This window comes from Streptomyces sp. NPDC002125 (assembly GCF_053593715.1).
Genome location: NZ_JBSFDD010000055.1, coordinates 1 through 12,659, shown reverse-complemented (window position 1 = coordinate 12,659; position 12,659 = coordinate 1). Strand labels below are relative to the sequence as shown.

The window sequence follows — 12,659 nt, the reverse complement described above, 5'->3', positions numbered from 1 at the left end:
CGCGACCGCGGCGGCAACACCGCCGCGCCGGGGAACATCGGCACCGCGGGCACTTATCTGATGTCACCGGCGGCGTGCCGGGCGCGCCCGTCACGCCTGGTTCGCACCTCCCGCACCGGCCCTGCGCAGGGCCGGTGCGGGAGGCTTTCCTCGTGGTTCCGGCGGCCGGTCCGGCGATGCCCGCTCCGGTGGCCGCGGAGCCGGATCAGTTGCGCAGGTGCGTGAAGCGCAGTTCGGTGCGGCTGCGCGCCGTCTCACCGGGGCGCAGCACGGTGCTGGGCAGGTCGGGCCGGTTCGGCGAGTCGGGCAGGTGCTGGGTCTCCAGGCAGACCGAGCCGTGGCGTTCGTGGCGGCGGCCCGTCGCGTCGGTGAACGAGCCGTCGAGCTGGTTCGCGGTGTAGACCTGGATGCCGGGTTCGGTCGTCCACACCTCCAGGACGCGGGTGGCCTCCGGCGCGGTGAGACGTGCGCCGAGGCGCAGACCGCCGCCGGTGTCCCGGAGCACCCAGCAGTGGTCGAACCCGCCCGCAGCGCGGAGCTGCGGGTCGTCGTGGCCGAGCCGTTCCGCCAGGACGCGGGGTTCGGTCAGGTCGAAGGGGGTGCCCCTGACCTCGGCGGGCGGTCCCAGGGGGATTCCCCCGCCGTCCACCGGAAGATAGGTCTCGGCGTCGACCTCCAGGCGGTGGCCGAGCACGTCGCCGTGGGCGGCCAGGTGGAAGTAGGCGTGGTTGGTGAGGTTGACGACGGTGGGCCGGTCGGTGGCGCAGGCGTAGTCGACGGCGAGGGTGCCGGCGGTGTCGAGGGTGTAGGTGACCGTGGAGTCCAGCGCCCCGGGGAATCCCATGTCGCCGTCCGGACTGTGCAGGGTGAGCCGGACGGACACGCTGTCCTCGGTGCGGTCCGCCTCCGCCTCCCACACCTTGGTGTGGAAGCCCTCGGGCCCGCCGTGCAGGGCGTGGCCGCGGTCGTTGGCGGGGATGTGGTGCTCGGTCCCGTCCAGGGTGAAGCGGCCGTGCGCGATGCGGTTGGCGTAACGGCCGACGACCGCGCCGAAGTACGGGTGCTTGGCGGTGTAGTCGTCGAGGCTCGCGAGCGAGCGGACGACGGACGCGGTGGTGCCCGTGGTGTCGGGCACGGTGAGGCTGTGCAGGGAGGCCCCGTAGGTGAGTACGCCTGCCTGGACTCCCGTACCGCTGTCGAGGGTCCACAGGTGGGTCTCGGTCCCGTGGACGGTACCGAAGGGGGTGCTGTGCACGGTGGGGCGCGGCATCAGAGTTCCTCTGTGGGGCCGGGGTGCGGCCCGGGCGTGGTGGATTCGCGGACGACGAGGCGGTATCCGGGGCGTGGCCTGCGTGGTTCGGCGACGGGTGCGCCGGAGAGCTGTTCGACGAGGCTGTCGACGGCCAGTCGCGCGATGGCCTCCTTGTCGGGGGCGATGGTGGTCAGTGTGGTGGTCGTGTAGCGGCTCTCCTCGATGTCGTCGAAGCCGACGACGGCGATGTCGTCCGGGACGCGCAGCCCGCGTTCGCCGATGATCCGCATCGCGCCGATGGCGATGAGGTCGTTGTAGGCGAAGACGGCGTCGGGGCGCTCGCCCCGGTCGAGGAGTTCCGCCATTCCCGCGGCGCCGTCCTCGCGGCCGTATCCGTCGGTGACGACGACGAGGGACTCGTCCGGGGTGAGCCCGGCGGCGGTGAGTTCCTCGCGCCAGCCGCGCAGCCGCAGATGGGCGGGCTGGCGTTCGCGCCCGGTGCGTGAGCCGAGGAAGGCGATCCGGCGGTTGCCCTGGCCGATGAGGTGGCGTACGGCGGCGCGGGCCGCTGCGACGTTGTCGATGGCGATGTGGTCGTACGGGGCCTCGTACTCGCGCTCACCCAGCAGGACCAGGGGCGCCGTCTCGTTGCGCGCCATGAGGTCCTCGGTCTCCAGGTGGATGGGGCTGAGGATGAGGCCGTCGATCACATGGGAGCGGAAGCCCTGGCTGACCAGGAGTTCCTTCTCCCGGAGGCCGGCGGTGTGGTCGACCAGGACGGTGTAGTCGTGCCGGGCTGCCGCGTCGATGACGGCCCCGGCGAGTTCCGCGAAGTACGGGTTTCCGAATTCCGGTACGGCGAGGGCGATGATGCCGGTGCGGCCCTTGCGCAGGTGGCGGGCCGTGAGGTTCGGCCGGTAGCCGAGCTCGTCGATCGCCTGTTGCACCTTGGCGCGCATCGCGGGTGTGACGTGCTGATAGTTGTTCACCACGTTCGACACGGTCTTGATGGACACGCCCGCCCGTTGTGCAACGTCCTTGAGGCTGACGCCCACGGCACTCCTTGGTTCGGCTCGGCTCGGCTCGGTCTGTGCTCCGGCCCTCGACCGGCGGCTCGTCGTCAGGTGCTTCTGCGACTGCGCGCCAGATAGCGCTGGGCCACGACCACAACGATAAGGAAGCCGCCGCTGACCACGGACTGGTACGAGGAGTTGAGCGAGCCGATCTGGTTGATCAGATTCTGGATGACGGCCAGCAGCAGCACGCCCCAGAGGGTGCCGCTGATCGATCCCGCGCCGCCGATGAGCAGGGTGCCGCCGATGACGACGGCGGAGATCGCGTCGAGCTCCATGCCCACGCCGACGATGGTGACGCCGGAGGACAGCCTGGCCGCGTTCAGCGCGCCGGCGAGTCCGGCGAGCAGGCCGCTGAGGGTGTAGACGAGGATCTTCGTACGGGCGACGGGGAGCCCCATCAGGGTCGCCGCGTCGCTGCTGCCGCCGACGGCGAAGAGCGTCTGCCCGAACGAGGTGCGCTGGAGGACGATGCCGCCGGCGCCGAAGAGCACCACCGCGATCAGGATGGGGTAGCCGAATCCCCAGACACTGCCCTGGCCGAGTTCACCGAAGGCGGAGCCCTTGGGCACCAGATAGGTCGTGGCGCCCTCGTCGGTGAGGGTGAGCAGCAGTCCGCGGGCGCCCAGCAGGGTGGCGAGGGTGACGATGAAGGGGGCCATGTTGCCCCGGGCGATCAGCAGCCCGTTGAGCAGGCCGATCGCACCGCAGACCGCGAGGGGCAGGAGCAGCGCGGCGAGGAAGCCGTACTGGGAGGCCCAGGCGGCGAGTACTCCCCCGAGGGCGAACACCGAGCCGACGGAGAGGTCGATGCCGCCGGTGATGATGACCATCGTCATGCCGAGCGCGACCACGGCGAGGAAGGACGCCTGGATGGTGATGCCGCGCGCGTTGTCCAGCGACGCGAAGGTCGGGTAGATGAACGAGGCGGCGATCACGACGGTGAGCAGGACCGCGAGGACGCCTTGGCGTTGCAGGAGTTCGGTGACGCGCTGCCGGCCGGTCTGTTCGGGGCCGGCGGCGGGACGGGCCACGGGTGTCTTCGGGGGCACCGTGGCCGGGGCGGCGGTGAGGGGCTTGGTTTCGTTCATCGGGACCGACGCTCCCGGGCGACGTAGACGGCGGCGATGATGATGGCCGCCTGGGCGATCTGTGCGGTGGAGTCGGGCAGGTCGTGCTTGACGAGCGTGGCGCGCAGGAGCTGCATCAGCAGGGCGCCGGCGACGGTGCCGAGCACCCGTACGGAGCCACCGTTGAGCGGGGTGCCGCCGACCACGACCGCCGTGATGGCGGAGAGTTCCATGAGGGTGCCGAGCGAGGAGGGGTCGCTCGCGGTGAGCCGGGCCGTGGCGAGGATCCCGGCGAGCGCGGCAAGCACCCCGCACAGCACGTACACGCCGATGAGGACCCGCTTGACGGGCAGTCCGGCGAGCGCGGCGGCGGAGCGGTTGCCTCCGATGGCGACGATCTGCCGGCCGAAGGTGGTGCGCTGCACAAGGAAGGCGACGGCGACGGCGAGCACTCCCGCGATCCAGACGACCAGCGGTACGCCGAGGAAGGAGCCGGTGCCCAGGGAGAGCAGGTCGGGGTTGACGATCTGCTTGAGCTGCCCGTCGGCCATGACGAGGGCGAGCCCGCGGCCCCCGACGAAGAGGGCGAGCGTGGCCACGATGGGCTGGAGGCCGACGAGGGAGACGAGGGCGCCGTTGACCGCTCCGACGACCGCGCCCGCGAGCAGGGCGACGACGAGCGCGGGCACGAGGCCGTAGCCGAGGTAGAGCGGCAGGAACGCGGCGGCGAGCGCCATGGTCGAGCCGACGGAGAGGTCGACGCCCTCGGTGCCGATGACCAGGGCCATGCCCAGGGCGACGATGACGATGGGGGCGACCTGGACGAGCTGGGTGCGGAAGTTGTCCGCGGTCATGAAGTGCTCGGTGAACAGGGCGTTGAAGAGCAGCACCACGGCCACGGCCACATAGACGCCGTACCTCTGGTACCAGGCGGGATCACGCAGCCGGGCCAGCGGGTTCACGGGCTTGCGGGGTGTGTCGTCCTTCGCGGGAGGGGCGACGGCGGTCTGGGTCATCGGGGGTCCTCCTGGGTGGCCGGGGCCCCGTCCGCCTGCTGCGGCGCGTGGTCGGCGAGCACTTCGAGCAGCCGGTCCTCGGCCACGTCGTCGCCGGACAGCTCACCGGCGACGGCTCCGCCGCGCAGGACGACGATCCGGTCGGCGCCTTCGATGAGTTCCTCGATGTCCGAGGAGATGAGCAGGACGGCGAGGCCCTCGCGGGCGAGGTCGTCGATGAGGCTCTGGACCTCGGCCTTGGCCCCGACGTCGATGCCGCGGGTGGGCTCGTCGAGCAGCAGGACCTTGGGCTCCAGGCAGAGCCAGCGTGCCAGCAGCACCTTCTGCTGGTTGCCGCCGGAGAGTTCGCCCACCTTCTGTTCGGGGCTCGACGCCTTGATCCGCAGACGCTTCATGAAGATGTCGACGATCCGGTCCTGCTTGGCGCGGGAGACGACACCGGCCCGTGAGAGCCGGGGCATCGCGGCCAGCACGATGTTCTCGCGTACGGAGAGACCGGGGACGATCCCCTCGGCCTTGCGGTCCTCGGGCAGCAGGCTGATGCCGGCCCGGATGGCCGCGGCCGGGGTGAGCCGCTTCAACGGGGTTCCGTCGACGGTGAGTTCACCCGAGTCCAGGGGCAGCGCCCCGGAGAGCGCCTTCGCCGTCTCGCTGCGCCCCGAGCCGAGGAGCCCGCCGAGGCCGAGCACCTCGCCCGCGTACAGCGACACGGAGATGTCGTGGAGCTGGAGGCGGCTGGTGAGCCCGGTCGCGGTGAGGACGGGCGTACGGGCGGCCTCGTGCCCCTCGGCGGCGAAGCTGGTGACACCGGAGCGGCGCACCTCGGACAGGTCACGGCCGAGCATCATCGACACGAGCCGCATCCGGTCGAGGTCCGCGAGGTCGCCGGTGTGGATGTGGCGGCCGTCGCGCAGGACGGTGACCCGGTCGCAGATGCGGTAGAGCTCGTCCATGCGGTGGCTGACGTAGAGGACGGCGATGCCCTGGTCGCGCAGGTTCCCGATGACCCGGAAGAGGGTCTCCACCTCGCGCGGTTCGAGCGAGGAGGTGGGCTCGTCCATGATGACGACCTGGGCGTTGACCGAGACGGCCCGCGCGAGGGCGACCATCTGCTGGGTCCCGATGCCCAGGGTGTGCAGGGGCCGGCGCGGATCGACGCGTACGCCGAAACCGTCGAGCAGTTCGCCCGCTTCCCGGTGCATGCGGCCGAAGTCGATGAGGCCGAAGCGGTTCCTGGGTTCGCGGCCGAGGAAGATGTTGCGCGCCACGCTCATCAGGGGGACGAGGTTGACCTCCTGGTAGATCGTGGAGATCCCGGCCTGCTGCGCCTCGAACGGCCGGGCGAACCTGACGGGCTCGCCGGACATCCGCAGCTCGCCGCCGTCGGGCCGGTACACGCCGGTCAGCACCTTGATGAGGGTGGATTTGCCGGCGCCGTTCTCCCCGACCAGCGCGTGGGTCTCCCCCGCGCGCAGGGAGAAGGTGACGTCGTCGAGGGCGACGACGCCGGGGAACCGTTTGCTCACCGAGCGGGCTTCGAGCACGGCGGAGGCCGTGGACGCGGCCGCCTCCGGTGCCTGAGGTACTGCTTCGGGTGGTGCCATGGGTGTTCTCGGCCTTCCGCTGTCCAAGGATGAGGGCCCGGGGGCCGCCGTGGCCCTGTCACGGGAGCCATGGCGGCCGGGGGCCGTTGGGTTCAGGCGCGGATCAGTACGCCCCGCCGAGGGAATCCTTGGCGTTGGTCTCGTCGTAGGCGCGGTCGGTGATGATCACGTTCTCGGGGATCTCCTCGCCGCCGTAGAACTTCTGGGCGGTCGCGAAGGCGAGGGGCCCGAAGCGCGGGTTGGACTCGATCACGGCGTTGTACTCGCCGTTGGCCAGGGCCTGGACGGCGTTGCGGGTGCCGTCGATCGAGACGATCTTGACGTCCTTGCCGGGCTTCTTGCCCGCGGCCTTCAGCGCGGTGACGGCGCCGAGGCCCATCTCGTCGTTCTCCGCGTAGACCGCGGTGATGTCGGGCTTGGACTGGATGAGCTGCTCCATGACCTGCTGGCCCTTGTCGCGGGCGAACTCGCCGGTCTGCTGGGCGACGATCTCGATGCCGGGCGCCTCGGCCGCGATCTGGTCGACGAAGCCCTTGGTCCGGTCGGTGGTCACGTTGTTGCCGGAGGCGCCGAGGAGGATTGCCACCTTGCCCTTGCCGCCGGTCGCCTTGATCATCGCGTCGGCCGCGCGCTTGCCCTGCTCGACGAAGTCGGAGCCGAGGAAGGCGACGTAGTCCTCGCAGGCCTTGGAGTTGACCTTGCGGTCGATGGTGAGGACCGGCACCTTCTTCGCCGCCGCGGCCTTGAGCGCGGGCTCCAGGCCGTCGGAGTTCAGCGGGGCGATGATGAGGAACTGGGCACCCTGGGACAGCATGTCCTGGATGTCGCTGATCTGCTTGGACAGCTGCGACTGCGCGTTGGTGGTGAGCAGCTTCTTCACGCCGATCTTGGCGGCCTCGTCCTTGATGGACTGGGTCTCGGCGATGCGGAAGGGGTTGGCCTCCTTCTCCGACTGGGAGAAGCCGACCACCGCGTTCTTGAGGTCGATCTTGGGTGCGCCGTAGCTCTGCAGCGAACAGCCGGGGCCGGAGGCGGCCTCGGGGGACTTCGCCGCCTGAGCCCCCTGGCTGCTGTCACCGCCCGCGCTGTCCGTGGTCTCCGACTTGGAGCAGCCGGAAACGGCCAGCGTGGCGGTGACGGCGAGCAGGCAGGCCGCGGCGAGGGTACGGGATCGACGCTGGGTCATCATGCGCGGGACGCTCCTTGGCGAGGTGACGGCACGCCGTTCGGCGTGCGGTCGGGCATGGCGGGACGGTGCATCGGCCGCTCGGCGGCAGATGACGACGTATCCCTCACGGAACCGCTTCCAGCTGCGGAAACGGGGGGCCGTGAGGACTTGTTCGGCCTCTCGGCGGCTCGGTTTACAACGTTATATAGGCGAGGTGGCGCGGGCGGCAAGAGCGTTGTCGACGCATTTCCAAAATGTGTCGTACGGGAGATGTGGCCCCGCGGGGCCTCCCGGAGCACCAGGTGCCGCGCCACCCCTGGACACCAGCTTGACCGCGTGCTGTCATACCGCCGACATCAATTTTCCAACGTTGCAGAAACGTTGTCGTGTCATCAGGTCCGGGCGCGACGGCCATCTTCGTCATGCGCCGGCCCCGTCCGGGCCGGTCGCCTCTCCCCGTCCGGCAGAGCAGAAGCGGAGCCCCCACGATGTCCCTGAACCGCAGACAACTCATGACCGGCGCCCTGGTCACCGCCGCGGCGGTCACCTCGGCGGGTCGCTGGGCCGCCACCGCGACCGCCGCCGGGCACACGGTGCGGGCCGCGCGGGGCGGCCACTACTCCCCCAACGCCGCTCCCCTGCACCCGACGGCCTTCCTGAAGCTCCCGCCCGGCCGGGTCACCGCCCGGGGCTGGCTCGCCGGCCAGCTCGGGCTCCAGCTCGACGGACTCTGCGGCCGGTACGAGGAGTTCTCGCACTTCCTGGACTTCGAGGACTCCGGCTGGGTCCGCCCCGACAAGGGAGGCTGGGAGGAGGTCCCCTACTGGCTGCGCGGATACGCCGACCTCGCGATCGTCACCGGTGACGCGAAGGCCCTGGCCGCCACCCGCCGATGGATCGACGCGGTCCTCACCACCCAGCAGTCCGACGGCTTCTTCGGCCCGAAGTCCCTGCGGACCTCGCTGAACGGCGGCCCCGACTTCTGGCCCTTCCTGCCGCTGATCCAGGCGCTGCGCTCATGGCAGGAGTACGACGGCGACAGCCGGATCATCCCGTTCCTCAGCAGGTTCTTCCGGTACATGAACGCCCAGGGCCCCGGCGCCTTCGACACCAGCTGGATCGCGCTGCGCTGGGGCGACGGCCTCGACAGCGTGTACTGGCTGTTCAACCGCACGGGCGACACCTTCCTGCTCGACCTCGCCGACAAGATCCACCGCTACGGGGCCGACTGGGGCGACAACCTGGTCAACCCGCACAACGTCAACATCGCCCAGGGCTTCCGCGAACCCGCCCAGTACGCCCTGCGCAGCGGCGCGCGGCAGGACACCCGGGACACCTACGGGACGTACGCCAAGGCCATGGACCAGTACGGGCAGTTCCCCGGAGGTGGCTTCGCCGGGGACGAGAACGCCCGGCCGGGACACGGGGACCCCCGGCAGGGCTTCGAGACGTGCGGGATCGTCGAGTTCATGGCGAGCCACCAGCTGCTCACCCGGATCACGGGCGACCCCCTGTGGGCGGACCGCTGCGAGGAGCTGGCGTTCAACTCGCTGCCCGCCTCGCTGGACCCGTCGGGGAAGGCGATCCACTACGTCACGAGTGCGAACAGCGTCGACCTGGACAACGTCCCCAAGAGGGACCGCCAGTTCCAGAACGGCTTCGCGATGCAGGCGTTCCTGCCGGGCGTCGACCAGTACCGCTGCTGCCCGCACAACTACGGCATGGGCTGGCCCTACTTCGTCGAGGAGCTCTGGCTCGCCACCCCGGACAACGGTCTCGCGGCGGCGATGTACGCGCCCTGCGAGGTCACCGCGAAGGTCGCGGACGGCACGGAGGTCACCTTCACGGAGGAGACCGGCTACCCGTTCACGGACACGGTCACCCTCTCCCTCAGGGCCCCGAGGCGGCTGCGTTTCCCGCTGGTGCTGCGTGTGCCCGCCTGGTGCGCCGAGCCCGACATCAGGGTGAACGGGCAGCGGGTCACCGCCCCGGCCGGGCCCGCGTTCACCCGGATCGACCGGACCTGGGCCGACGGCGACCGGGTCACCCTGCGCCTGCCGCAACGGACCACCGTGCGCACCTGGGCCGGCAACCACGGCTCGGTCAGCGTGGACCACGGGCCGCTGACCTACTCCCTGCGCATCGGGGAGGCGTACGAACGCATCGGCGGCACCGAGCAGTTCCCGGAGTACGCCGTCCACGCCACCACCCCGTGGAACTACGGCCTCGTCCTGGACGGCGCACGCCCCACGGACTCGCTGCACCGCCGTTCCACCGGACGCGCTCCCGGCGACAACCCCTTCACCCTGGAGAACACCCCGCTCGTGATGACCGCGCGCGCCCGTCGCATCCCCGAGTGGAGCGCCGACGACGAGCACGTGGTGGCGCCCCTCCAGGCGAGCCCCGCTCGCAGCACCGAGCCGGTCGAGGAGGTCACGCTCGTCCCGATGGGCGCGGCGCGGCTGCGGATCACGTCCTTCCCGACGGCGAGCCCGGACGCGGCTGCCTGGCTCGCGGACCGCTGGTACCGGATCGCCAACCGTCACTCCGGCAAGGTGCTGGGCGTCGACCTGATGTCCACGGCCAACAGCGCCCATGTCGTCCAGTTCGGCGACACCGGGACGGCCGACCACCTGTGGCGGCTGGTGGCCAACGGCGACGGCTGGTACCGCATCCGCAACCAGCACTCGGGCAAGGTGCTGGGTGTCGACCTGATGTCCACGGCCGACAGCGCCCATGTCGTGCAGTTCGACGACAACGACACCGCCGACCACCTCTGGCAGCTGGTTCCCGACCAGGACGACTGGTACCGCGTTCGCAACCGCAACTCGGGCAAGGTTCTCGGCGTGGACGGAATGTCCACCGCCGACAGCGCCCATGTCGTCCAGTACGACGACAACGGAACGGCCGACCATCTCTGGCAGCTCCTCTGAGCGGCAGCGCCCTGCCGTCCCTTCGGACACTCCACTCGCCGTTCCGGCGCGTGGAGTTCTTCCCTCCCACAAGGAGATCCGCGATGACCACCGCACCCGCGCCACACCGCAGCACCTGGTGGAGACGGTTAACCGCCGGCACCGGCCTGCTCGCCCTGATCGCCACCGCCCTGGTGGGCGCCGGCACGGCTCCGGCCGCCGCCGCGCCCGCCGCCTGGACCCCGAAGCCGGCGCCGATGACGACGCCCTGGACGAACCAGGTCTCCGTCGACAACCCGCTTCCCGAATATCCCCGCCCCCAGCTCACCCGCCCCGACTGGGCCAATCTCAACGGCATCTGGGACTTCGCGGTGACCGGCCGCGACGCGGGGCAGCCGGCGTCCTTCCCGGAGCAGATCCGGGTCCCGTTCGTCGCGGAGTCCTCGCTCTCCGGGATCAAGCGGAAGATCACCGAGAACGACAAGCTCTGGTACAAGCGCACCTTCACCGTGCCGTCGAACTGGAACGGCCGCCGGACCGTGCTCAACTTCGGCGCGTCCGACTGGCAGAGCACCGTCTGGGTCAACGGCACCCAGGTCGGCGCCCACAAGGGCGGCTTCGACTCGTTCTCGTACGACATCACCCCGCAGCTCAACGGCGGGACGAACACGGTCGTCGTCTCCGTGTACGACCCGACGCAGACCGGCGGGCAGGCCGTCGGCAAGCAGCGCATCAACGACGTGAACCCGCACGCGGGCGGCGGTATCTTCTACACCGCGGCCTCGGGGATCTGGCAGACGGTCTGGCTGGAGCCCGTCGCCGCGTCGCACATCACCCGGCTTGACATGACGCCGGACCTCGGCAGCAGCACCCTGCGGGTGAAGGCGCAGGCGGCCTCGGGGGGCGGCAGGACCGCCCGGATCACCGTCTCCAGCGGTGGCACCGTCGTGGGTACGGCGACCGGGGCGCCCGGCAGCGACATCTCCGTGCCCGTGCCGAACCCCAGGCTGTGGAGCCCGGACGACCCGTTCCTCTACGACGTACGCGCCGACCTGCTGGACGGCACCGCCGTGGTGGACACGGTGGGCAGCTACGCGGGCATGCGGTCCATCGCGATCGCGAAGGTGGACAACATCCTGCGCCCGGTCCTGAACGGGAAGTTCGTCTTCCAGAGCGGCACGCTCGACCAGGGCTACTGGCCGGACGGCATCTACACGGCGCCGACCGACGCGGCGCTCAAGTACGACCTCCAGGCCCACAAGGACCTGGGCTTCAACATGGTCCGCAAGCACATCAAGGTCGAACCGCAGCGCTGGTTCTACTGGGCGGACAAGCTGGGCCTCCTGGTCTGGCAGGACATGCCGGCGATGGACACCGGCAAGACTCCCGACAGCGCGGCGCGGACCCAGTGGGAGGCGGAGTACCACGCGGTCATCGACCAGCACCGCAGCTCGCCCTCGCTCGTCATGTGGGTGAACCAGAACGAGGGCTGGGGGCAGTACGACCAGGCCAGGATCGCGAACGAGGTCAAGGCGTACGACCCGTCCCGGCTGGTCAACAACATGAGCGGGGTCAACTGCTGCGGCTCCGTGGACGGCGGCAACGGGGACGTGGTCGACAACCACATCTACGTCGGCCCGGGCAACACGGCACCGACCTCGACCAGAGCCGCCGTGCTCGGTGAGTTCGGCGGCCTCGGGTACAAGGTCTCCGGCCACGAGTGGTACCCGGGCGGCGGCTTCAGCTACGAGGACCAGGCGAGCGTCGCCGCGCTGAACAACCGCTTCGTGGGGCTTCTGGACGCCATCCGCGTCGGGCAGCTCCCGGCCGGGCTCTCCGCCTCGGTCTACACGGAGATCACGGACGTCGAGAACGAGGCGAACGGGCTGCTCACCTACGACCGCCAGGTGGTCAAGGTCGACACCGCCCGGGTGAAGGCCGCCAACCAGGCCCTCATCCAGGCGTCGAAGACGCCCGCACCGCCGGTCACGCTCCCCACCGGGCAGTACACGTCGCTGCGGGTCACCACGCCTGGACACACCAACAAGTACCTGCGGCACTCCGAGGCGCTCGCCTACACCGCGGCCGTCGACGGCGCGAGCAGCGCGCTGCTGAAGAGCGACGCCACCTGGAAGGTCGTCACCGGCCTGGCGAACAGCAACTGCTATTCGCTGGAGTCCCGCAACTACCCCGGCGAGTACCTGAGGCACCGGGACTTCCGGGTCCGCCGCGACGCGAACGACGGCTCGGCGCTCTTCAAGGCCGACGCCACCTGGTGCGCGGTCGCGGGCAGCGGCGGGGTGAGGTTCTCCAGCGCGAACCTGCCCGGCAGCTATCTGCGGCACATCGGCTCCGAGGTGTGGCTCGCCACCCCGGGCGGCGGTCACGCGTGGGACAACCCGGCGACCTTCACCGAGGACACGACCTGGTCGGTGGACTCACCCTGGGCTCCCTGATCCGGCACCCTGACACGCAGTAGCGCACCGGCGGGCCCGGGGGGGGGGCCCCCCCCGCCCCCCCCCGGGCCCCCCACGTGAAGGGGGGCGGGGGTGGTTGTATGCGGT

The 12,659-nt window shown here is 70.6% G+C and carries 8 protein-coding genes; 2 read left to right on the top strand and 6 right to left on the bottom strand.

Annotated elements, in window-relative coordinates; translation table 11 throughout:
• Positions 1 to 205: 205 nt before the first annotated feature.
• The 6 genes from ACWCQM_RS40460 to ACWCQM_RS40435 all read right to left on the bottom strand — a co-directional run bounded on the left by ACWCQM_RS40460 (position 206) and on the right by ACWCQM_RS40435 (position 7,204).
• Positions 206 to 1,270, bottom strand: a complete 1,065-nt coding sequence (locus tag ACWCQM_RS40460; RefSeq protein ID WP_450920056.1) for an aldose epimerase family protein — start codon at positions 1,268 to 1,270, stop codon at positions 206 to 208.
• Positions 1,270 to 2,307 (bottom strand): LacI family DNA-binding transcriptional regulator, encoded by a 1,038-nt coding sequence (locus ACWCQM_RS40455; protein ID WP_450920055.1) that lies wholly within the window; start codon positions 2,305 to 2,307, stop codon positions 1,270 to 1,272. Before ACWCQM_RS40455 ends, ACWCQM_RS40460 begins: the two co-directional genes overlap by 1 nt.
• Positions 2,308 to 2,372: 65 nt before the next feature.
• Complete coding sequence (locus ACWCQM_RS40450) at positions 2,373 to 3,416, bottom strand: ABC transporter permease (RefSeq protein WP_450920054.1); 1,044 nt, start codon at positions 3,414 to 3,416, stop codon at positions 2,373 to 2,375.
• Positions 3,413 to 4,411, bottom strand: coding sequence for an ABC transporter permease (locus ACWCQM_RS40445; RefSeq protein WP_267077491.1), 999 nt, complete (start codon positions 4,409 to 4,411; stop codon positions 3,413 to 3,415). Before ACWCQM_RS40445 ends, ACWCQM_RS40450 begins: the two co-directional genes overlap by 4 nt.
• Entirely contained in the window at positions 4,408 to 6,015 is a 1,608-nt protein-coding gene (locus ACWCQM_RS40440) for a sugar ABC transporter ATP-binding protein (protein WP_450920053.1), read from the bottom strand. The genes ACWCQM_RS40445 and ACWCQM_RS40440 overlap by 4 nt, the downstream gene beginning before the upstream one ends.
• A gap of 103 nt (positions 6,016 to 6,118) precedes the next feature.
• Positions 6,119 to 7,204 carry an ABC transporter substrate-binding protein gene (locus ACWCQM_RS40435; protein ID WP_267077490.1) on the bottom strand — a complete coding sequence of 362 codons (1,086 nt, stop codon included), beginning with the start codon at positions 7,202 to 7,204 and terminating at the stop codon, positions 6,119 to 6,121.
• Between the two features lie 467 nt (positions 7,205 to 7,671).
• Between ACWCQM_RS40435 and ACWCQM_RS40430 the strand changes: the two genes are divergently transcribed.
• Together ACWCQM_RS40430 and ACWCQM_RS40425 are read left to right on the top strand one after the other, a co-directional pair.
• Positions 7,672 to 10,116 (top strand): beta-L-arabinofuranosidase domain-containing protein, encoded by a 2,445-nt coding sequence (locus ACWCQM_RS40430; protein WP_450920052.1) that lies wholly within the window; start codon positions 7,672 to 7,674, stop codon positions 10,114 to 10,116.
• An 83-nt stretch (positions 10,117 to 10,199) separates the two neighbouring features.
• A complete protein-coding gene (locus tag ACWCQM_RS40425) occupies positions 10,200 to 12,551 on the top strand; it encodes an AbfB domain-containing protein (RefSeq protein ID WP_450920051.1) in 2,352 nt (783 codons plus the stop codon).
• The last annotated feature ends 108 nt before the right edge of the window (positions 12,552 to 12,659 follow it).

Coding starts and splice junctions, on each gene's coding strand:
- ACWCQM_RS40460 (WP_450920056.1), bottom strand. CDS start 1,270: ATGCCGCGCCCCACCGTGCACAGCACCCCCTTCGGTACCGTCCACGGG.
- ACWCQM_RS40450 (WP_450920054.1), bottom strand. CDS start 3,416: ATGAACGAAACCAAGCCCCTCACCGCCGCCCCGGCCACGGTGCCCCCG.
- ACWCQM_RS40445 (WP_267077491.1), bottom strand. CDS start 4,411: ATGACCCAGACCGCCGTCGCCCCTCCCGCGAAGGACGACACACCCCGC.
- ACWCQM_RS40440 (WP_450920053.1), bottom strand. CDS start 6,015: ATGGCACCACCCGAAGCAGTACCTCAGGCACCGGAGGCGGCCGCGTCC.
- ACWCQM_RS40435 (WP_267077490.1), bottom strand. CDS start 7,204: ATGATGACCCAGCGTCGATCCCGTACCCTCGCCGCGGCCTGCCTGCTC.
- ACWCQM_RS40430 (WP_450920052.1), top strand. CDS start 7,672: ATGTCCCTGAACCGCAGACAACTCATGACCGGCGCCCTGGTCACCGCC.
- ACWCQM_RS40425 (WP_450920051.1), top strand. CDS start 10,200: ATGACCACCGCACCCGCGCCACACCGCAGCACCTGGTGGAGACGGTTA.